The organism is Alsobacter sp., assembly GCF_059501845.1.
This window is the reverse complement of record NZ_JCACDK010000020.1, coordinates 200224-218641: the sequence shown is the minus strand read 5'-3', so window position 1 is coordinate 218641 and position 18418 is coordinate 200224. Positions and strand designations below refer to the sequence as shown.

At 61.9% G+C, this 18418-nt stretch carries 32 protein-coding genes, 1 tRNA gene and 1 pseudogene; 14 read left to right on the top strand and 20 right to left on the bottom strand.

Features of this window, described 5'->3' with window-relative positions; all coding sequences use genetic code 11:
- The 7 genes and pseudogenes from AC5JCN_RS25460 to AC5JCN_RS25430 all read right to left on the bottom strand — a co-directional run.
- The coding region (locus AC5JCN_RS25460) for a putative quinol monooxygenase (protein ID WP_495757939.1) at nucleotides 1-188 on the bottom strand (188 nt) is incomplete at its 3' end.
- Nucleotides 189-193: 5 nt separating this feature from the next.
- Complete coding sequence (locus AC5JCN_RS25455; protein WP_495757938.1) at nucleotides 194-550, bottom strand: hypothetical protein; 357 nt, start codon at nucleotides 548-550, stop codon at nucleotides 194-196.
- A 103-nt stretch (nucleotides 551-653) separates the two neighbouring features.
- Nucleotides 654-815 (bottom strand): hypothetical protein, encoded by a 162-nt coding sequence (locus AC5JCN_RS25450; RefSeq protein ID WP_495757947.1) that lies wholly within the window; start codon nucleotides 813-815, stop codon nucleotides 654-656.
- Between the two features lie 115 nt (nucleotides 816-930).
- Nucleotides 931-1158: pseudogene (locus AC5JCN_RS25445) on the bottom strand (response regulator); the annotation flags it as partial.
- Nucleotides 1155-1352, bottom strand: coding sequence for a hypothetical protein (locus tag AC5JCN_RS25440; protein ID WP_495757937.1), 198 nt, complete (start codon nucleotides 1350-1352; stop codon nucleotides 1155-1157). The pseudogene AC5JCN_RS25445 and the gene AC5JCN_RS25440, both read right to left, overlap by 4 nt.
- 146 nt (nucleotides 1353-1498) lie before the next feature.
- On the bottom strand, nucleotides 1499-2458 hold the full coding sequence (locus tag AC5JCN_RS25435; protein WP_495757936.1) for a helix-turn-helix transcriptional regulator: 960 nt from the start codon (nucleotides 2456-2458) through the stop codon (nucleotides 1499-1501).
- Between the two features lie 215 nt (nucleotides 2459-2673).
- Nucleotides 2674-3252: a GAF domain-containing protein gene (locus AC5JCN_RS25430; RefSeq protein WP_495757935.1), complete on the bottom strand. Its 579-nt coding sequence runs from the start codon at nucleotides 3250-3252 to the stop codon at nucleotides 2674-2676.
- Nucleotides 3253-3471: 219 nt separating this feature from the next.
- On the opposite strand from AC5JCN_RS25430, the gene AC5JCN_RS25425 reads away from it, so the two are divergent.
- From AC5JCN_RS25425 to AC5JCN_RS25400, 6 genes are all read left to right on the top strand, one after another.
- A complete protein-coding gene (locus tag AC5JCN_RS25425; RefSeq protein WP_495757934.1) occupies nucleotides 3472-3642 on the top strand; it encodes a hypothetical protein in 171 nt (56 codons plus the stop codon).
- Between the two features lie 286 nt (nucleotides 3643-3928).
- The gene (locus AC5JCN_RS25420; protein ID WP_495757933.1) at nucleotides 3929-4369 is read left to right on the top strand and encodes a hypothetical protein; all 441 of its coding nucleotides are present in this window, start codon (nucleotides 3929-3931) and stop codon (nucleotides 4367-4369) included.
- 634 nt (nucleotides 4370-5003) lie between these two features.
- Nucleotides 5004-5189, top strand: a complete 186-nt coding sequence (locus AC5JCN_RS25415; protein WP_495757932.1) for a hypothetical protein — start codon at nucleotides 5004-5006, stop codon at nucleotides 5187-5189.
- A gap of 129 nt (nucleotides 5190-5318) precedes the next feature.
- Nucleotides 5319-5546, top strand: coding sequence for a hypothetical protein (locus AC5JCN_RS25410; protein WP_495757931.1), 228 nt, complete (start codon nucleotides 5319-5321; stop codon nucleotides 5544-5546).
- 352 nt (nucleotides 5547-5898) lie between these two features.
- A complete protein-coding gene (locus AC5JCN_RS25405; RefSeq protein ID WP_495757930.1) occupies nucleotides 5899-6069 on the top strand; it encodes a Flp family type IVb pilin in 171 nt (56 codons plus the stop codon).
- A gap of 249 nt (nucleotides 6070-6318) precedes the next feature.
- Complete coding sequence (locus AC5JCN_RS25400; protein WP_495757929.1) at nucleotides 6319-6582, top strand: hypothetical protein; 264 nt, start codon at nucleotides 6319-6321, stop codon at nucleotides 6580-6582.
- 50 nt (nucleotides 6583-6632) lie between these two features.
- Here the strand turns inward: AC5JCN_RS25400 and AC5JCN_RS25395 are convergent, their stop codons facing one another.
- A complete protein-coding gene (locus tag AC5JCN_RS25395; RefSeq protein WP_495757928.1) occupies nucleotides 6633-6803 on the bottom strand; it encodes a hypothetical protein in 171 nt (56 codons plus the stop codon).
- Nucleotides 6804-7060: 257 nt separating this feature from the next.
- Entirely contained in the window at nucleotides 7061-7330 is a 270-nt protein-coding gene (locus tag AC5JCN_RS25390; protein WP_495757927.1) for a hypothetical protein, read from the bottom strand.
- Nucleotides 7331-8173: 843 nt separating this feature from the next.
- Between AC5JCN_RS25390 and AC5JCN_RS25385 the strand changes: the two genes are divergently transcribed.
- Nucleotides 8174-8395, top strand: coding sequence for a DUF6894 family protein (locus tag AC5JCN_RS25385; protein ID WP_495757926.1), 222 nt, complete (start codon nucleotides 8174-8176; stop codon nucleotides 8393-8395).
- 1093 nt (nucleotides 8396-9488) lie between these two features.
- On the opposite strand, the gene AC5JCN_RS25380 is transcribed toward AC5JCN_RS25385, so the two are convergent.
- Nucleotides 9489-9890 carry a response regulator gene (locus tag AC5JCN_RS25380; protein ID WP_495757925.1) on the bottom strand — a complete coding sequence of 134 codons (402 nt, stop codon included), beginning with the start codon at nucleotides 9888-9890 and terminating at the stop codon, nucleotides 9489-9491.
- Nucleotides 9891-9945: 55 nt separating this feature from the next.
- Nucleotides 9946-10086 carry a hypothetical protein gene (locus AC5JCN_RS25375; protein ID WP_495757924.1) on the bottom strand — a complete coding sequence of 47 codons (141 nt, stop codon included), beginning with the start codon at nucleotides 10084-10086 and terminating at the stop codon, nucleotides 9946-9948.
- A gap of 226 nt (nucleotides 10087-10312) precedes the next feature.
- Here AC5JCN_RS25375 and AC5JCN_RS25370 point away from each other — a divergent pair, with 226 nt between their 5' ends.
- Nucleotides 10313-10510 carry a hypothetical protein gene (locus AC5JCN_RS25370; RefSeq protein ID WP_495757923.1) on the top strand — a complete coding sequence of 66 codons (198 nt, stop codon included), beginning with the start codon at nucleotides 10313-10315 and terminating at the stop codon, nucleotides 10508-10510.
- A gap of 13 nt (nucleotides 10511-10523) precedes the next feature.
- On the opposite strand, the gene AC5JCN_RS25365 is transcribed toward AC5JCN_RS25370, so the two are convergent.
- Nucleotides 10524-11213: a helix-turn-helix domain-containing protein gene (locus AC5JCN_RS25365; RefSeq protein ID WP_495757922.1), complete on the bottom strand. Its 690-nt coding sequence runs from the start codon at nucleotides 11211-11213 to the stop codon at nucleotides 10524-10526.
- 432 nt (nucleotides 11214-11645) lie between these two features.
- Nucleotides 11646-11864 carry a hypothetical protein gene (locus tag AC5JCN_RS25360; RefSeq protein WP_495757946.1) on the bottom strand — a complete coding sequence of 73 codons (219 nt, stop codon included), beginning with the start codon at nucleotides 11862-11864 and terminating at the stop codon, nucleotides 11646-11648.
- Between AC5JCN_RS25360 and AC5JCN_RS25355 the strand changes: the two genes are divergently transcribed.
- Entirely contained in the window at nucleotides 11769-12221 is a 453-nt protein-coding gene (locus AC5JCN_RS25355) for a recombinase family protein (protein WP_495757945.1), read from the top strand. The genes AC5JCN_RS25360 and AC5JCN_RS25355 overlap by 96 nt on opposite strands.
- Here AC5JCN_RS25355 and AC5JCN_RS25350 read toward each other — a convergent pair.
- Nucleotides 12116-12622 carry a DUF1345 domain-containing protein gene (locus AC5JCN_RS25350; RefSeq protein WP_495757921.1) on the bottom strand — a complete coding sequence of 169 codons (507 nt, stop codon included), beginning with the start codon at nucleotides 12620-12622 and terminating at the stop codon, nucleotides 12116-12118. The two genes, AC5JCN_RS25355 and AC5JCN_RS25350, sit on opposite strands and share 106 nt — an antisense overlap.
- Nucleotides 12623-12760: 138 nt before the next feature.
- Here AC5JCN_RS25350 and AC5JCN_RS25345 point away from each other — a divergent pair, with 138 nt between their 5' ends.
- From AC5JCN_RS25345 to gp17, 4 genes are all read left to right on the top strand, one after another.
- Nucleotides 12761-13417, top strand: a complete 657-nt coding sequence (locus AC5JCN_RS25345) for a glutathione S-transferase family protein (RefSeq protein WP_495757920.1) — start codon at nucleotides 12761-12763, stop codon at nucleotides 13415-13417.
- Between the two features lie 205 nt (nucleotides 13418-13622).
- A complete protein-coding gene (locus tag AC5JCN_RS25340; RefSeq protein ID WP_495757919.1) occupies nucleotides 13623-14192 on the top strand; it encodes a hypothetical protein in 570 nt (189 codons plus the stop codon).
- Nucleotides 14189-14359 carry a hypothetical protein gene (locus AC5JCN_RS25335; protein WP_495757918.1) on the top strand — a complete coding sequence of 57 codons (171 nt, stop codon included), beginning with the start codon at nucleotides 14189-14191 and terminating at the stop codon, nucleotides 14357-14359. The genes AC5JCN_RS25340 and AC5JCN_RS25335 overlap by 4 nt, the downstream gene beginning before the upstream one ends.
- On the top strand, nucleotides 14359-14748 hold the full coding sequence (gp17, locus tag AC5JCN_RS25330) for a tail completion protein gp17 (RefSeq protein ID WP_495757917.1): 390 nt from the start codon (nucleotides 14359-14361) through the stop codon (nucleotides 14746-14748). The genes AC5JCN_RS25335 and gp17 overlap by 1 nt, the downstream gene beginning before the upstream one ends.
- Nucleotides 14749-14927: 179 nt before the next feature.
- Here the strand turns inward: gp17 and AC5JCN_RS25325 are convergent, their stop codons facing one another.
- The 5 genes from AC5JCN_RS25325 to AC5JCN_RS25305 all read right to left on the bottom strand — a co-directional run bounded on the left by AC5JCN_RS25325 (nucleotide 14928) and on the right by AC5JCN_RS25305 (nucleotide 17484).
- The gene (locus AC5JCN_RS25325; protein WP_495757916.1) at nucleotides 14928-15143 is read right to left on the bottom strand and encodes a hypothetical protein; all 216 of its coding nucleotides are present in this window, start codon (nucleotides 15141-15143) and stop codon (nucleotides 14928-14930) included.
- A 600-nt stretch (nucleotides 15144-15743) separates the two neighbouring features.
- Nucleotides 15744-16013, bottom strand: a complete 270-nt coding sequence (locus AC5JCN_RS25320) for a DUF6894 family protein (RefSeq protein ID WP_495757915.1) — start codon at nucleotides 16011-16013, stop codon at nucleotides 15744-15746.
- Between the two features lie 418 nt (nucleotides 16014-16431).
- Complete coding sequence (locus AC5JCN_RS25315; RefSeq protein WP_495757914.1) at nucleotides 16432-16770, bottom strand: nucleotidyltransferase family protein; 339 nt, start codon at nucleotides 16768-16770, stop codon at nucleotides 16432-16434.
- An 89-nt stretch (nucleotides 16771-16859) separates the two neighbouring features.
- Nucleotides 16860-16933 (bottom strand) — tRNA-Gln (locus AC5JCN_RS25310).
- Between the two features lie 233 nt (nucleotides 16934-17166).
- Nucleotides 17167-17484, bottom strand: a complete 318-nt coding sequence (locus AC5JCN_RS25305; protein ID WP_495757913.1) for a hypothetical protein — start codon at nucleotides 17482-17484, stop codon at nucleotides 17167-17169.
- A 174-nt stretch (nucleotides 17485-17658) separates the two neighbouring features.
- Here AC5JCN_RS25305 and AC5JCN_RS25300 point away from each other — a divergent pair, with 174 nt between their 5' ends.
- Nucleotides 17659-17880, top strand: coding sequence for a hypothetical protein (locus tag AC5JCN_RS25300; protein ID WP_495757912.1), 222 nt, complete (start codon nucleotides 17659-17661; stop codon nucleotides 17878-17880).
- Between the two features lie 30 nt (nucleotides 17881-17910).
- Here the strand turns inward: AC5JCN_RS25300 and AC5JCN_RS25295 are convergent, their stop codons facing one another.
- A complete protein-coding gene (locus AC5JCN_RS25295; RefSeq protein ID WP_495757911.1) occupies nucleotides 17911-18336 on the bottom strand; it encodes a hypothetical protein in 426 nt (141 codons plus the stop codon).
- Nucleotides 18337-18418 lie beyond the last annotated feature (82 nt).

The following is an 18418-nucleotide window of genomic DNA, read 5'->3' as shown; positions in this document are numbered from 1 at the left end:
TCGAGGGCAGCCTGATCACGCCAGAGCTCCTTCACGTGCACGAGGCCAGGCTCCAGCACGTCCTCCGCATAGACGTACTCATTGCAGCCATCCTCGGCCCGGCTGGCCTCAATCATCCGCGCCATCGCCGCGCGTGCCGGCAGCAGTCGGGCGGGCGGGAGCCGAAAGGTGCCGACGATCAGGAGCATGGTCGCTATCTCTGGAAAATCATGACCCCACCCGTGCGCCACGCCCGCACCTGCGACCCCTCCTGGTCGAACCCCAGATGGAAGCGCTCGGTTTCGGTGCCGATCAGAGCGATGGTATCGCGAAGGCGGAACCGCTCCGTGATCTCATCGACGGGTTCGGCTGCGATCGAGACGACAATGTCTATGTCAGGCAGCCCAACTTTAACCGGCTCGCGACGGATGCCCGTTGTACGCGAGCCGTAGATCCAGGCACGAATGACCGAGCGTTCGGTAACAAGCCACCGGAGCAGTCGCGCGTAGGCCTCCGACGAGAGCCGGAGACGCTCGGCCTGCGGATTGGGCGGCGGGCGATCATCGCTCACGTCATGGATCTCCTCGCGGACACGCCTTTCGCTCCGGCCCATCTCTTCGAAGGGGGTTTCGGTCGTGGGGAGCGGGGCATCCGTTGCGGTCGTGGTAGGGCGCTCACCCCTTGATCACGAATACCACCAAGCCGATCCCAACCGACAGTGCCAGCCAGATCGCCGCGATGATTCCCGCCACAACCATGCTCTTTGCCAGGAACGTCGCATCGTCGCACGAGGCGTCGCCGAAGAGCGTGCATCCCCAGTCCATAATTGCCGCCACAACATACCCTCCCGGAGCTATGGCAGCGGCAGAGCTTGCATTTGTAAAGTCCGTGATAGTTCCTGGCGGAGCGACGGAGCGCCGCATTCGAAGGCGCGGCGGGGACGGAAGTCAGCGAGGGGTCGCGACGCATAACCGGAACAAGTTCAACCCCGCCCATGGGCTTCATGTTTGCGTCGCAGACAATCAGGCCGAAGTAGGCGCCGCGCATTCTGGTCAGCGCTTCGTCGCCGCTGGCCGCCTCAACGGTCGGATCAAAGTTCAGCTTCCTCGCGAAGCTGGAAATGATCTCGCGCATGACCTTGTAATCGTCGACGACGAGGAGCGGGCCGCGTAGGTTCATGACACCTGCTCCGGCTGACATCCCTTTGCGGTCTCGTCGGAAAGCAGAGCTGCCTGACATGCCGCCATGGTCGCGCGACCGTGTAGCTCGACAGCTTTTGTCAGCTTTTCGACCTGTTCGTAGAGAGCCGCGATTTCTTCAAGCTTCGCCACCACTGGCGCAAGCGGGTCATTGTCATTGGTGGAAAGGTTCATCGGGGGTCACCTCTCCAACCATACTGCCAAGAGAGGGTTTGCAGATCGTCACAGTTTGGGTGAGCGACACCTAGGCGGCCCAACCCGTCGACCGTAGCTATACTCTCTATCGTTGTTCAGACAGGAGTTACCGTCGGCAGGGCTGGTTATCCTGCCGAGCCAGTTCGCCAGGGAGTCACCTGGTTGCTCAACGCGGTCTCGCGGTATTCTCTCGGCGGCTGCCCCAATTCCCGGCGGAAGGAACGACTGAAGGTCGAGTGGTCCGGGAAACCGACTTCCGTGGCGATTACTTGGACCGACCGAGTTTCATGCGGATTGCTAAGGTACCGGCGCGCCTGCTCAAGGCGCTCTCGTTGAATAAACGCCGCCACACCACCGGCAGCCTCCATGCTGCGATAGAGCTTCGATCGCGACACCGCGAGTAGGCGAGATAGTTGCGCTGGCCCAAACTCCGGGAATGCCAGGTTCTGGCGGACGACATGGCGGGCTCGGCTAAGGAAAATGGACGAGAAAAGATCGTCAGCGCCGGCGTCCTGAGCACTCAGCTGAGGCGCGACGCAACCCATGACGATCGATCGCAGCGGGACCGCGAGTCGATCCACCTGTTCCTTTCTCATGTCCGGAAGAGTTTTGACAAAGCTGCCCACGAACGACGCCAGCAGCTCTGCAACGGGGCCAATAAGGCTTCTTCCGTGCGCTGCGTCCAACATCGCGTTCAGGCGGTCATCGCTCGAACGGGGAAATCTGAGGGCGATCACATGGGAGTCGCAACTTCTGCCGTCGAATGGAAGCGACAAAGAACGGAATGCCACGATGGGGGCTGCTTCTCTGCCCCAGTCTAGCACCAGGCACCAGTCATCGCTGTGCACTCCGGGCCGATGGCGCCATCGGCGAGCAGGAGCTTGGGACAGGAAATAGCGAGAAATCCGAACGTCGTCGAAGATCCAATCCTCCGCTGTGGCCAAGAAACCAACCAGAGGTTTTCCATCAGGTGAGATTTCGATGGTTTCAGATAGATAGGAACGCCAAGCGTCGAACTGATCGCGTGGATGGTAAATACCGGTTTCAAAACTTCGAGGCTGAAGTCCCAATTGAGGATTTTCCATGGAGGGATACCTCCGCGCCTCACTAATTGATAAATAATATGAATATCACAATCAAGCACGGAAGAATATACTTCCCTCGCACGTGGATGCGGCGAACCTTGACGCCTGGGTCTAGACCAGCGCGGCAGCGAGCAGGATCAAGGCGAGGACCACGATAGCAACGCCCACCAGCAGAATGATCGACCTTGAATCAATTGAGCGGGGCCGGTTCGCTTTCAGCCCCACCGGACAACGCGAGGCGCGGTATCGGGATTCAGAGCCGATCTATTCAAAGCCTGCGTGGAGATGTTGGCGAACTCCTGAGCGCTGTCGCCGGCAAGTCCGCGAAATCGCTCAACGGCCAGCGCGGCGAGATGCTCCAAGATGAGCAATCCGCCGGGGCTCACCTGGCGGGGTCGAGCGTCGGCCACGCACACCGTGCCAAGCCGAATTCCGGCCTCGTAGATGATCGGGGCGCCGGCATAGAAGCGCAGGTGCGGCGCTTCGACGACGTAGGGATGAGCTACGAAGCGCTCGTCAAGGTGGGTGTCGTTGACCACCATCACTGCATCAGATCGGATGGCGTAGGTGCAGAATGTCTGTTCACGAGGGACGCAGGTAAGGTCCGCGCCCTCGACGGCGATCACATGCAGGTAGTCGCTGTCCAGCAGGGAGACCGCCACAATCGGCATCCGGAGCGCGACCTTGCCCAACGCGATCACGTCAGCGAAGTCGATCGGGTGCGCTCGGTTGAGTGCCTGTAAGGCCGTCAGGCGTGATACCCGCCGGCGTTCGTCTGCATCGGGGGAATGCATCGGTCGCTCCTCGCAGCAGATCCTTGCTCCCTCTCTGGTTGCGAAGGCGTAAGCGATTTCGATTGAGGTCGTCGCTCCGCACCACTCGCCGAAGAGTTACAGCGCCGGACTTCACCTCACGCTTCCGTGAAGAACAATGTTGATCCTGCACGACCGGAAGCGCACAGTCGCGCTCGCGGTACGACCAGCGGGGGCAGGGTGTCAGACCGGGAAGTCACCATGCTCCGGCAGATTGCCACCGCGTGCTACGAGCGCGAGGCCCTGTCCTGTGCGATCGACCTGCTGATCCGCGTGATTGAAGCCCAAGCGCCGGACGAGTGCATCCGCATTGCCTATGAGCGCGCGGTTGCGGCAGCGGAGTTGGTCAGTCAAAAGCCTGCAAAGCACTAACGCGCAGAGTGCCGACGCCGTGGTCGTGCTGCTGCACTTCAAGCGATGATCGGGCTCACCCCGCTTCTTAGACCGGACTTGCCCGCCGAGAGAACCTCCCTGGCGGGGTTTCTTTAAGCAGCCCGTAATAGACAAAAGCCCCGCCAGATCTCTCCAGCAGGGCCTTCTTTAATGCGAGTGGAAGCCATTCTGCCCACCCGTGCATCTGACAGGGCCGGCCTTGCAAGAACGCCGCTTCCACCGGAACTCTGAGCAGGATTGATCTGCCGCGCTCTCGAGCGCTTAAATGCCTAAGCGCTTCTGCCAGGAGCACGACGGCGACATGCTGGCGATGACGAGGTGTTGCATCCAGAGCGTGTTGTGTCTGGCCTTGCTCCCAACAGCGGCCCAGGCCAAGGACATCATTGGCCAGTACGGCTTCGCCGGGGAATGGACGTTGGAGGCGACCCTGAGCGAGACAGCGCAGACGTGGTATGGATCCCGGGAATGGTCCGGAACGGCGCGGACGCGGCACACGGGTCTGTGTAGCGCCAACGGCGTCCCGGACGACATTGGTGTCATGACCATGCGCATCAGCGCTGTAGGCCGCGCCAGTGTGTCGATGAAGGCAGGCGCCCTGGACTGCGTCTACACAGGCCGCCTCACCAAGGACGACCATGTGTTCGCCGACTGCCAAGGAGGGCTCCAGCTTCCGATGACGCTGTGGGAGCAGCCCAGCGCGAAGTAGACGCAAACGCTCACCTGCCTCGGATCAGAGCCCACGCTCCGAGCGCAATGGTGTTGATTTTTTCGAGGAAGTCGACGCCCTGGAAAAGCTGCGGCTGGCGTTGCGCGCGATTGCAGGCCGCTCCGTCTAGCTCATGCTAGACTGGTCTGGCCGCTCAGCGCGGCGAACTACCCTCAACTTCCCCGCCGGATGAACCTCCCCTGGCAGGGATCTCCTGTTCCGGGCATCTCATGTCGAACCGGTATTTCTTCGACTTGCTCCGTGATGGCGAAGTGAGCGTCGACCTGGTTGGCATGTACGCGTCCAACTCAAAATCCCTCATCGGGATGGCACTCGATCACGGCAAGAGGGCTGCAGCACTGGCGGAACAATCGGGCGCGGATGGCGCGACTGGACGGTCATCGTCCGTGATCACGAGAGAGTGCTTGTGGCAGCATTCCGACTTGCGATGCTAATCGGAACTTAGTGTCCCTGATCGACCCTGTGCCATGGCCGTTGGCTTACAGGGGCGGCACGGTTCAGAAAATCTCATCAAAGCAGAGCCGAGCGATGCAACGCGGAATGGCAGTTGCATGTTTACTGCCGCGAGCCGAGAAAGAAACGTCTTGAGGCCGCTAAAGCCTCAGGAGACTGCATGCCGGATAGCGCGTTTGATTACGAGCAGCTTGCCGAAGTTGCTGAGGAGATGGGCGCCGTTCCTTTCCTGCATTCGCTGCAACTCGTTCTTGCCGAAATGATCATCAATGGACTGCCGCGCGATGTCGCAGGCGAGACCTTCGAGCGAATACGTGCGCGATTAGGGATCGAGTTGAACCAATAGCGGGCGCGTCTCCCGTGGTATCACTCAATGCCGCGCCCGGCAGGGGGCGTTGCAACCCGCTATCGAGCGCGGGGAGCGTAGGACGTCTCTCCGACAATGTGCGCCTGCATGCCAGCCAAGGAGGCGACAGTGGCGACCGTAGAAATGATTCGCCGACGCCTGGTTCCGCTGGTGCAGGAAGGCGTCATCACGGACCCGGCGGTAGCGCAGGCATCCGCGGGCTCAGAACGCGAAGTTTTCACGGTTGCCATCCGTGTCGCGAAGACGACGAAGCTCCCCGCGGCAAGGATTGAGCAGATGGTGCGCGAAGCCGCCGCCGACCTCGACGTGGACCTGGTCCTGAATTTCGTGGCGTAACCAAACCCAGCACCCCACCGGTCCGGCCCGCGGGCGGGCGGTGTCACCCTATGACAGACGCCTCACCACCTTGATCAGCGCAACAGCAAAAACAAAGGCCCCGCCGGATTACTCCGGCAGGGCCCTCTTTCAGGTGAGCAGGAGCTACTCCACTTCACACCCCCGTATATGGGCAGGCTGGTCTTTCCACACTGAGTATTTCTCGGCCCTTTGGCGAAGAAAGTTCGTGGAGCATTTTATTGAATGTCTAGAAACCATCAAAGGAATCGAACGGCAGGTCTACAATTGAATAAGTCACTCATTCACGTTTAGGGACGAGAAAGGCAGGGCGATATTGCACAAGGAGCTTCCCATGACCCTGCTTCGCAAGTTCTACAACGACGAGTCCGGCGCCACCGCGATCGAGTACGGCCTGATCGCCGCCATCATCGCTGTCGGCCTGATTGGTGCCCTCAGCTCGCTCAAGAGCAACCTCGCCGCGACCTTCAACAAGGTCTCCAACGCGGTGAACACCGCGAACTGAGTTTTGTGGAGGTCTACCTCCACGTTAGCGGGGATGGTGTAAGGAACACGACCCGGTCCCCCGGGTAGACTGCTTGGTCGAGTGAGCACCCCGCTCCAGCACATTTAAGCCCTGCCGGATCGTGGACACCGGCGGGGGCTTTCTCGTTCAGGCAGCAAGTTTCGCTGCCCCTGACACGCATGCCCTGCTCCTTTTGCTTTGGTAGCTTCCCCACCGCATCAGCGATGAGCCTGCGACGGCACGCGCCCCTTGCCGCTGCGCTTCAGCCATGGCTTGATCCCAACAGTGCGTCGCGACCCATGGCCGCCCATGACCGGCGAAAAACCTCAACACGACAAGCTAGAGCGGATGGCCGGCAAGGTCAGTCGTGAACGGCTTGTACGCGCGCTGGCCGACTACGCTGCCGAACTGCTCGACGAGGGAATATCGATCGACGATGTGTGGGCGGCCGTTCGAGTCGTCTGCCACGACCTGGGCATTGATCCTGACGAACTCTGGCGTAGCAGGCATTGAGTGAGGTTGCCCATCCAGGCCTCCAATAGTTGTTCTCCGTTCCGAACTGATCACCGCCCCCGCATCTGCGTCCACGCCCCGAGCGCAATCTCGTTTATGCGACGCAGCGCGTCGTCCCGCTCCTTGTCAGAGCCCCACGCCTTGGCCGAGAGCATGCTGATGGTGGCCAGCGCCTCGCAGGCAACGATCAGGGGGTTTTCGGCGCCGGGTCTGGGTGTCACAGCGCCAGCCAGGTCTCGGGCGCGTTGCTCAGCGCAGTCAGACCCGCGCACCCCGAGGAGGGACGGTGTTGGCTTGTGCTTCGCAGGTGCCTGTTCGGGCATCAGTCGCATCACGGACTATGGTGCGCGGTGGGCCCACATGACCGCGCGATGTGCCAGGTAGTGGCTGTCAGACGCTAATGGGGACCGCGATCAGCCTGACCGGCCCCAGCAGGCTACACGATTGAGCGCTAGCGACCTTTATCTGGCGCAAGCAGTCAGCCTGCTTTCCCTTTCCCGCCAAGCTCCGGCAGGTTCGCGATGTTGGCGGCGACCTGACGCGCCTCGTCTTGCGTGAGCTTGTCCGAAGTGGAGGCTGACGGCATTCGGTTCGTGTCGAAGTAGGTGTAGGCGATCGGCGTCCCGTTGGCATCCTCGACAACGAAGGCCTCGCACAGCTCGCGGACGCGCCAGGGTGTCGGAAAACGCCGGCTTGCAGCAGACACGACACGCAGTCTCTGTTTCTCGTGGTCCAGGAACCCGTCCATGGAAGCCCCCTGCGCAGGCAGTCTGATCCCTGCTACGCTCGGGCGGCCCATTTGGATGGCACGAGGGAAACAATCTCGATCACAGCCGTTGACGGACAAGCCCCTGGTCCGATGGAGGAACAGCCATGAGCGAGAGCTGGTTCGGGTTCCTGATTTTTCTCTGGATTGTCTTGGCGCCCACCATAGGGTTTGGCTTCATCGGCCGAAGTGGAAGCGGCCCGATGAGGCGGGATCATGAGCCCGTATCCAGGGTCTGACCAAGACCCTCCTCAAGAGATCCTGAGCACGACTGAGGCCCGGCAGGGTGTTACGGGACACGGCGTCCGGTATGTCCTCTTTTATGGGCTTACGCTCGCCGTCATTTCTGCGGTGCTGGTCTACTGGCTGGCCTGACACTCGCGGATCGGACGCGCGAGCTTACCCGATCCTGTAGCCGCCTCATCGCTATAGTGGCACATAGCTCATTCGGATCGGCGCGGGCGTCCGATCCGCGGGCGTACGACGGTAGCCTTGGCCGACCTTTCACCAACGAGTTCTGGTCCCCGCAGCGTGAAAGCAATCCCGCCTTGTTCCAGCGCTACCAAAAGACGGTGTTTCGCATTTGCTGACCACCTAGACGTTCCTGCCTCGCCCGCTTTAACCCAGTCCGCTGAAACGCGGGCGTAGAGCGCCAGATCCGACACGGACCAGCCGAGGAGCAACCGAGCTTTCTGAATGTCTGATGGTGTGGTCATCGCGACAGAGCTGAGCGCCGGAACAGAGGTATTCTGTCTTCGAAGGGCGAAAGAACTGGATCTATTGCGGCTTGCGGCGCATTCAGGAGTGTCGCGTAGGAGATTACAGATGCCGCGTTACTTCCTGACCATTCGATATGCAGATCGGGTCGTGGTGGATCCAGATGGGTCCGAGTTTCCTGACCTCATGTCCGCCATCGAAAGTGCGCGGGAAGAGGCAAAAATTCTGAGCAGCAACAACCAAACACAAGGAGGAGCCTTCCTCGTCGGTGACATTGACGTCCTCGACGAAACAGGTGCTGTGCTCGGGACCGTGCCGCTGCAGGAGTGAGCTTGGCCGGCAATCAGTCGCTCGAACGCGACTTGCCCTTTCCAGCCAGGCCGCCCTTTCGCCCCGCCTCTCGCGCAAGTTCCGGAAATCGGGAAAAGGTGCGGTTGTCTGGACTCACCGCAGCACCGCCCTTCTGGCCGGCGGCAGCAGCAAGCGAGGGGCTCTTGGAAAAGCTTCGCTTGCTGTTGGGAACGTTCTTTCCACCCATTGAAGCGATTTCGCGCCGTCGCTCGGGAGAGACACTTGCAAAGCCCTGCCTCAACCTTGACCCACTTGCATCCGCATTCATGACCAGCACCCTCCGTTTCGACAGGAATAGATGTTGCACGATTGCGTCCAAGTTAATCAGGCCGTTGGCCGAACCAAAGACTGCGGCAGGTCGCCCCCGACCCTGCCGTCGCCTTACCCCTCCCAAGATTTTGGGTTCGCGCGGTGGGCTCACGACGACCGCGCTCTGTCCTGCAGGTTTCTGATCGGTCAAAGCCAAGACCGACCTGCGCGGCGGGTGCACCATGGCGCGTGCTGGCCTGTTCGCCGAGGCAGATGAATTGCGGATCCACCTCGGACCGCGATGTGACAGCTCCTCAAGCGCGCTCGTACCCCTCGCACTTCGTCTCGGGCCAAGTTAGCGCCCTTTCCGACCGATTCGGGCTGGTCCAGCCGCTTTGAGACATGCCCTCCAGCCCCAAGGCGCAGGGTGCTGCGTACTTTACCTCGCACTGCCAGAGCGGCCCCTCCGCCGGCATTGCGACGAGCTTCGGCTGGCACGGGAGGATGAAGCCGGACGGCTGGGGACGGCGGCGATGAACGGGAACGGGGGCACACCAGGGCATTGGTGAACGACGCGTTAACCTTTGGAGCGTTCCATCGGTGCAGGAGGGCTCGTCATGCGGGTTGAACGTGACAAGCGGGATTTGGCCAAGCTGCTTCGGACCCTACGGTCAATGGACCGCATCGAGGTTGCCCAGTTCATGGCTCAGGTGGTCGATGAAATGGTATCAGAGCAAATGCCGGAATCCATCATAAGGGACACCTGCTCCGAGATTTGCAGATCTATCGGCGTCTCAAGTGACGATATGCATAGAGGGCTGCATTAGGTCCGGTTAAGCAGATACGTCACCGCATCCCGGACCGCTTCGAGCGAGAACGGCTTACTTAGCCAGAGCACCTTTCCGCTGAGATCAACCGTTTGGTCGCTCGGCGAGAGTCCAGTGACAATCAGCATCGGCAGATCGGGGTAGAGCGCCCTCACGCTTTCGAGCAGGAGGTCACTGTTTCCGTCTGCAAGCCTGAAATCGGCGACAATGAGATCGAATGTTTCGTCGCGGAGAAGTTCGACCGCTTCGGCGACCGTGTCCGTCTCCATGACGTGCACACCAAGACCCTCAAGGATGGCGCTCAGCTCGAGCGAGATAGTCGGCTCGTCTTCGACAACCAACGCCCGCATGTTTGACAGCCGCAGATCAGCGGCTTCCTTTCTGGTCAGCTTAGCCATCGGTCACTTCCTGCGCTGCCGCACTACTTTAACAGCATCCTGGCATGCTGTTGTGCTAGCGCTCTTTCACGCCCTTGGTACCGCCATGCCCCTGCTGCTTCAGGTAGAGGTCCAGGGCGTTGAGGTAGACATCATTCGCCTTCCGGTCCTCGGTAAAGGCGATCTCCTTGAACTTTCGGGCGATCTTCGCGGGCATGTAGATTAACACCTTCGACAGGGCTTTTGACGGCTTGGGCACGGGCGCCATCACCTGCCGGGGTGCCTCGGTCACGAGTTGGGGTGCAGCAACCTTCGGAGCCGCTCCGATTGCCTCAAGCGCGGCGTTTCGCTTCGCGATTTAGGATCGGCTGCGGGAGGGTGCCTCGGCAGGCAATCGGGCGCCGGTTGAGTTCGCAGCGCGGGCTGTGTGATATTGCTGCTACATGGAGCACAAGACTATCACAATCGGAGAGCTTGCTGCGGCCGTCGGATCCGAGGACGAGAACCACTTTCGCGAGCTTCTCGACGCCTTCATCGTTGCGCTCATCCTGGACGGAGCTGACACCAATCAGGCCGCGCGCTGGGCTCAGCATGTCTGCGAGGCACTCGGCATATCGAACGAGAGTTTCACCCAACACTGAAAAAGCGAGCGGCTTAGGCTACTGCACGAGCCGAAGTTGTCTTCAGGTACCTTGCAAGAGACTGCCGATCTGTCACAGTCATTGACGCGCGCGATATTGCGACGCCTTCATTGGCGAGGGATTGCAAGCTTCGTGAGAGGGTTTCTGGACTTATTCCTAGCAGGGAAGCAAGTTCGCTCTTCGACAATTTCAGGTCTATGCGCCCATTCTCGTCAGCGTTCGCCAGGATCCAAGTTGCCACGCGCTCGGCAACAGATTGTACCTTCTGCGCGGCCGCTTCGCTGATCAGGCTGCGGTACCCGGTGGCGAGTTCAACTGAAACGGCATAGGCGAAGGCAAGGTTCGTCTCGGCCAGCGTTCGGATGTTCGCTGCAGGCAGCATGTAGATTTCCGACGAGGCAGTTACCTCACAGGTGAGGATACATGGCCTGTCCGAGATGATTGGACCGAGCGGAAAGATCGAACCTGCTTCCAATGCACTGACTGTGGTAGACACTCCTCCGGCCTGACGACGTGCGACAATAAGTCCATCCTCCACTATAAAGAGAAGACTCGGAAGATCTCCCTCACGAAAGAGAATAGTTCCTGGTGGAAAACGCTGGAAATGCGATACCCGCGCAAGATCATCGACTGCAGCGGCGCCCAGTGAGCGGATGAGCGGGAATGAAGCGAATTTCGGTTTCATGCCTTCTGAGATGATCAATGACGTTTCTCCGCTCCTAGAACAATGTCCTTACAGGCTGGCGTCCTGTCGTTCATGAATGAACACTGCAAAATGTATCCAGCAATCCGGAACACTTCGTACGGCAGAGGTATAGGTTGCATGGCTGCCAAACGCGTGCTGCGCCATTACGGAATTTTACAGATGCACTGTGTATATTAATGTGAGACGGATTGGGCGCTAACGGACGGCCGGTCACGCGCTTCCACCGACTAGACAATCCCCCGAGATGCAGCCCGGTCGTGAAGCCCACCGGGCACCCCTGCGGGAGCGACGATGGAGATGTACTTCGGCGTGCGGATCGCCATTCCGCTGGTCGGGATCTACGCCGCCGTTACCAGGTGACGAGCAGCACGCCTAGTGCGAGCACCAACGCTCCAATCGCAAACAGCAGGAATGATGGGAGCACGGCGCTTACCCGCTCGACGCCGCCAGCGCCTCGTGCCCGCGCTGGGTGATTTCGTAGACCAGCCTCTCCGGCGGGAGGGCGTCTGACTCGTAGGCCGTTATCGGGTGGATGTACCCGGCCACAAGGAGCTGCGCGACGAAGGGGTCGAGTGGCGCCAACGAGCCCAGCAGCAGCGGGACCGAGATCTGGCCGGTGTCAGCCGCGGCGAGCCGCAGCATCGACATGAGACCGCCTCCCGGTTCTCGCGCGATCTCATAACTCAAGAGGTCGGGCATCGCATGCTAGAGTCACAGGGCATCGACCTGATCGCCTGCGACAGCCCGCAGGCCTTCGTAGACGACATCCCGACCACGAGGCTGATTCGCCAGGTGCTCGGCGCCGTCTCACAGTTCGAGAAGGCGATGCTAGTGCAGAAACTCGCCGGCGCCCGGGCCCGCAAGAAGGCCGCCACGGGCAAGTGCGGCGGCCGGAAGAACTATGCGGAACGCGACCGGGACATGGTGGCGATCGCCCGCAAGCTCGCACGCTCGCCCCCAAATTCCAGCCCTTCGCGGGACAGACCAGGTTCGTCGTCGCCGTAATACACGTGGGCATAGTGGATGGTGAAGACGATCTGGATGAAGGCCCAGGCACAAACGAGAGTGATCGCCGCCAATCCCATATCGATCCATCCTTCAGCGGACTGGTAGGGACTGAGCACGATCGCGGCGACGGCCCCGAAGCAGGCCACAGTGGCGGCCACGGCCAGCAGGCTGATGACAGGCGCACTGTCATCCAGCCGTGAGGCACTTGCGCGGAGATCGTCGATGGACTGCCGGCCCGCAATGTTGGTCATGGTGACGATGTAGGCGATCACGCCGATGCACCAGCCTGACAGCAATCGCGTCGTGAGAGCTCCGGGAACCGCAAACGCAGCAGCAGCGCCGATACCGATAGCGGTGAGAAGCCAAGGACGAAGCCAAAGAGCGCTGAACGGGTTCAAGCTGCACCTCCGCATTGTCAGTGCAAGGAAATTCCATCGGGCCCAATTCAGTTGCAGCGGGTTCGCTCAACAGTGTCGGGGTCGCAGTTCACGACGCGTCCTTGGTACGGCCCGTCTGATCCGGCCGGAGGAGTAGCGATGATGACCCCCACCCTATCCGCATTCCGCTGGGTACCGCCATTCGCCCAAGGCTATGTCCGTGACCTGCGCGTCAGGTGGGCTCTCGAGGAGGCCGGGTTGCCTTACAAGGTCGAGCTCATCGACCAGGAAATCCAGCGATCGCCGGAATATCAGCAGTGGCAACCCTTTGGTCAGGTGCCAGCATACCGTGACGACCAAGTTGAAATCTTCGAATCCGGCGCAATCGTCTTGCATCTGGCAGACCATTCGGAAGCATTGGCTCCTTCCGATCCTGCGGGACGAGCCCGCGTTACAACCTGGGTGCTGGCTGCGCTGAACTCGGTTGAGCCCTTCGCGCAGGACTTGGCGATGCTCCACGCCTTCTATGCCGACGAGGACTGGGCCAAGGCCCGGAGGCCGCAACTTGAAGAACTCGTGCGCAAACGCCTCGCGTCGCTCTCTGCCGTGCTCGACGGCCGCGATTGGCTCGAACATCGCTTCACAGCTGGCGACCTGATGATGGCAACAGTCCTTCGCAACCTACAGGACACGGGCGAACTGGATCGCGTTCCCGTTGTCAGTAGCTATCTCCAGCGCTGCCTTGCCCGCCCAGCGTTTGAGCGCGCTTTGAACGCGCAACTGAAGGTGTTCCAGGGAGCTGCGCCGCGGGGCTGAGTATGAAGGTGCCAATTGAAGTCTGAGCTGCTGCCGGTTCTATGGAAGCCGGTCAGGTTAATCCCACCTGCTTCTCGAACTCGACCGGGCTCACGTAGCCGATCGTCGAGTGCCTTCGAACGGCATTATAGCACCGCTTGAGGTAGTCGATTACGTCGGCCCGACGTGCGTATGGCGTATCTGCGCTCGCCGAGCGGAAAAGCAGATGCTCACCGAGCCCGCGAACGCGCCCATCAACGTTACGTCACGCGAGGGGCAGGCCATCGCCACCTTGGTGACGAGGGTCGAAGAGCACAAGGCCGCGCTGGACAAGCTTAAGAAACGTCAGCGCGCGACCACCGAGGCGGCGGACTACTTCAACAGCACTTTTGCCGATCCATGCACCGACGCGATCGTTGAAGGCCGGAGACTGGAAGAGGTGGTCAAGAACCTGGCGAAGGAGCTTGCGAAGGCCGCCCTCCAGGCGACCCTCTTGGGCAGGCCCCGCTGGCAGGCCTCCTCGGCGGAGGCGGTGGCCTCTTCGGCGGCGTGGTCAAGGGCCTCCTCGGCGCCGGTGGTGGCGGCGCAGCGGCGGCTCCCGTCGACCTGGGCGCCTTCCTCTACCATGAGGGCGGCACCGTGGGCGCCGGAGGGCGGCCGGTGCGGATCTCTGCGGCGGCCCTCGCCGGTGCGCCACGGTTCCATTCTGGCCTTCGTACAGACGAGATGGCGGCCGTTCTGCAACGCGGCGAGGAGGTGCTCTCCCGTCGCCAGCGGGCGGACCAGATTGCCATGATCGGCGGCCTGGCAGACGCGGCCGGCGGCGGAGGTGGCGTCACCGTCGTGCAGAACAATCATTTTCAGGCAGGTAGCGATGCAACGCAGATCGCCAAGCTCCTGCCCACGATGAAGCAAGTCCCGGTGCAAGCCGTTGGTGAGGCTACCGTCCGGAGGAAACTGTGATGAGCGCTATCCCTCTCTTCGTTGCGGGCCTGAAGGCCTCGCCGAGCATCACCGCCATGGTGGGCGATCGGATCCATCCGATCCGCAACCTTCAGGGAGAAGACGCACCGCACCTGGTGATGGTGCCTCTCTCGGGGTCGGACGGCAACGTGCTGACCGGCGAGGCGGACAACCTGCCAGAGGCACGCCTGGCGGTGGTGTGCCACTCGCCGAAGGCCCTGGACGTGATCACCCTTGGGGACGCCGTGGTGGCGGCCCTGAGCGGCAGGAAGACGCTCCTCGGGCAACAGGTCCAGATCGTCCGGGAGGACGTGGACTCCAGCGAGTACGTCGAAGGGCAGAACGCCTTCCGGCGCACGCTCGGGTTCCGGGTGCACTACAGGAGCTAGGCCATGTTGCGGGTGATCGTCTTCACGCTCCTCGCCTTCCTCGCCACGCTCGGCGCGGCGGTGGCCTAGGGCGGCCTCATCGGTTTCGTAGCAGTACGAAACCAGCTGCCGGGTTTGTCAGCTGACCAAACCGACCCGGCGTGCTCGTCAGCTACGGGTGCCGAACAGCAGGCGGTGGCCTAGCACCGGGACAGCAGCCGCAACACGGCCTCATTAATCCGCAACAGCGCTTCGGCCTGGGCCTCGGGATCGCTGGCCCAGGCCTGAGCCGAGAGCGTGGCAATCTCTTCCAGCGTCACCCTGAGCTGCGGCACCGCGGCAGCCGACGGCATGGGCTCAGCGGGGCCAGGGCCTAACAGGGACGGGATCGGCCTTGGCGGGTTGCTCTCGGGCATGGGGCTGTTCTCCGGCGCGTGACCGGGCTTTGCGCCCTGCCGGCGGCTTGGGCCTTGTCCCCGCGGCGAGCTCGCGCAAGGCGGCGCGCGCATCCTCTGGGGAACGCATGTGATCAACTCCGGCGCCGCGCCGAGTCGATTCATTCGGCGGCCTAGAGTTCCATTGCAACTAGACCTAGCTCCGCTGAGCACGGCATAGTTCAAGGGCGGCGACCGTTCGGAGAGCAACATGCGCGTTTTGCTAATGGCGTCGATCGTGGCGGTGGTTGCGGCGCCAGCATTCGCCGAGTCCCCCCCTCATAGGGCAGACCGGCAAGTTCACCTCTCAGTGGCCCGCCTGCCGCGACCTGAAGGTTGCTGCACGCGCTTACGATCTGGCCACCCAGGACAAGGATATGGAGGCCGCAGCTAACCTGGCAGCGCAGTCGGGCGGGTGCATCCTTCCCACTCCTGGCGACCTCGGAAAGGTGAAGACGTGAGCTTCGTTCACTCGCAGGTCTGCGTCCGCCCGCGAGGCAAGCCAAACTGCTATTGGGTGCCAAAGCAGGTGGTGGAGAAGCAGTAGGCCGCTCGATCCCGCTGCGGCGCTGCGGTGAGCCGCTACACGTCCGGGATGTGATCCTGCGAGTCGCCGGAGCGGACAGAGACAGATCCGCCGAAGTCGACCAGCGCCACCGTCCGATCCCTCTCATCATAGATCGTGATCACGCCAGACCGCGAACGAGCACCGAGGCGGATTCCGTCCGCGATTATATCCCGAGCCGTTTCTTCAGCCTCTGCAATCGCAGCAGCATCTGAGGGAAGCTCGACCCCGTCTTCGTCGAGGGTAGTTAAAGCGCCATACCTGACTTCGAGAAAGTAGCGCGCCATCAACTGCACCCGGAAGATTGAAGGCGATAACGTCGCGGCGGGTGGAATAGTTCCCGCCCCGCCCGGCAGAAGCCCCAGAACGGCCGCGAGGCCTGTCCGGTGTCAACGCGGCCTGTTCTCCCACGACGCTATCAGGCGGAGCAATCGCTCCTGACACCGCTTGCACCAGAGGAAGACCCCGAGCGTGAGACCGAGCGCGACCAGGTAGGTCCACAGTTGCCAGGTGCGAGACGGGATCATCGTGATGAGGGTGGACTCGATACTCAGCACAATGCCCAGCAGGACATAGAGGCTTGTCCAGCTAGTCGGACCCCGGATCACCGTCGCGGACGGACTGTCGGAGGCAGGAGCGTGCTCCGACACGTGGCGACCGAACTCCATCATTCCCTCCCGTGTCACAGCCTCGTGTCACAAGCGCTCAGGGCTTCCACCTCGGCGTCGGCACGCGTGCCACCTTGCGATCCGTCAGGATTGCCCTGTCGCGGTGGTAACGGACAACCATCCTCACCGACTCGTCGTCTCGCGGCCAATGCACGAAGAGCCCCGTTGCGGCCTTCAGAGTTGCCAGGCCTTCACCGGCGAGCTCGTCACACCAGGCGTCGACTGCCTCGGCCGGCACGTCTCCCCGGTCCTCAATCCACACATCCAAGTCGCTTTCGGGCCCGTAGTCGCCTCGAACGCGGCTGCCGAAAATGACGACGGACTCGATCGCGGCGAACCGATCCGCCCAATCGGCGACCGTCCTGGCCAGTGACACGAGCTCTTCAGGCGGTGACACCACAGTGACACGACTTTCGAGGTATGTGACACGAGGCCGGAGAATGTAGTGATTTCAACGCTTTAGGTTGGCTGGGGGACCTGGATTCGAACCAAGATTAACGGAGTCAGAGTCCGCTGTTCTACCGTTGAACTATCCCCCACCGGGGCTGGAAGCCCAGTGGCGGGGCTGCTGGCCCCGACGCACGGTCAGATAGCGAAAGCGGCCGAGGATGACAAGCCCTGTCGAGGCCGGGCCCGGACGACACGGCCGGGCCGCAAGAGATCCGCCCGTGAGTTCCCGCGGGCTCGATGGCGGAATGCGGATCGGAAGCCGCAAAGCCCAGAGCGGCAGGGATCCGGCAACACGCGGCAGGCAAGCATGTCCAGCTGCGCCTCAGCGGAAGCGGATGCGCTCGTTGCAGGTGTAGGCGACAGGGCAGCGCGGGTTGTCGAGCGTGCGTTCCACGTTCCAGCTCTGGTCGGTATTGCGCGGGCAGCGGTTGGGTCCGCCGTCATTCGGAAAAAAGCCGAACATCGGGATCACGCCGAACGAGGTCTGCTTCTCGTACCTGCCTGTCGTCAGGGCCTGGCGGATCGCGGCGGCACAGGTCATCTGGTCCACGGTTTTCGCCGCGACAGCGCCCGCGCCCGCCAGGAACAGAACGATGGCCAGCGCTGCCGCCCGGGACGTTCCACATCGAACTGCCGCCATTGTCCACTCCTGCAAGATCACTCCAGTCAACAGCTACGGGACACACTTTCGACCGACAAGTAAACAGAATGTTAATGCCTAAAATGTCGCATTTACCGTTCGATAAGCCAAATATTGCGTTACCAGCCGCGACCTGCACATTTGGACGCAGGTTCACGAGGTAGCTGCGTTCCCATGCCCAGTCTTCCGCTCCAGCAGGCCGTTTCGAGCAGCCGCCAGCCGAAAACGGTGCAGGCCGGCGCACGGATCGACGCATCGCCCCGCTCGACACGGATCGGCAAGGGGCTCGCGGCCTTTCTTCTCGGCCTGATGCTCGGCGTCACCGGGATTGTCCTCGGCCAGTCCGCCTTCCAGGATCTCACCGGCGACCAGACGACCGTCGAACTGCGCCGCTGAGATACGTCGGCTGCCTTAATCCGGCATCGATCAGGCATCCCTGACCCACTCGACCTTGAAGGTGTGCCAAACCTCGTCGTCGTCGCGAATGGAGACATATTCTCCCGGCGCGAACACGTGCTCGCCCAACCGGAAGCCGGCCTCGTCGTCGTCCAGCGTCGTCTGGTCGTAGTCGAAGGTCCATGTCGCGCCGCCGGCCCCCCCGGGGCGGTGCACGAGATGCCCGGTGTCGTCGGACTCGCCGGCCCAGAAGCGGCGAACCAAGCAGGATTGGCGGGCGTGCTTCCAGGCCAGAGGATCGAGCCGGCCAGCCGTATCGAGCGGTGCGACGATCTCGTAGCCGTGACGGGACGACCCGTCCGGGTGCTCCTTGCTGCGCGCCAGGGTCAGCAGGATGCGCTTCATCGCGATGGGCTGGGCAGCGTTCGCGGCAGGGTCTGTGGCGGTGGCGGGCATGCGATGTCCTCCGGAAGGTGCGGGGCATGATCCCGGTCGCAAGCGCGAGCGTCCTTGATCTTGCGCAACTGGACCGGGTGAG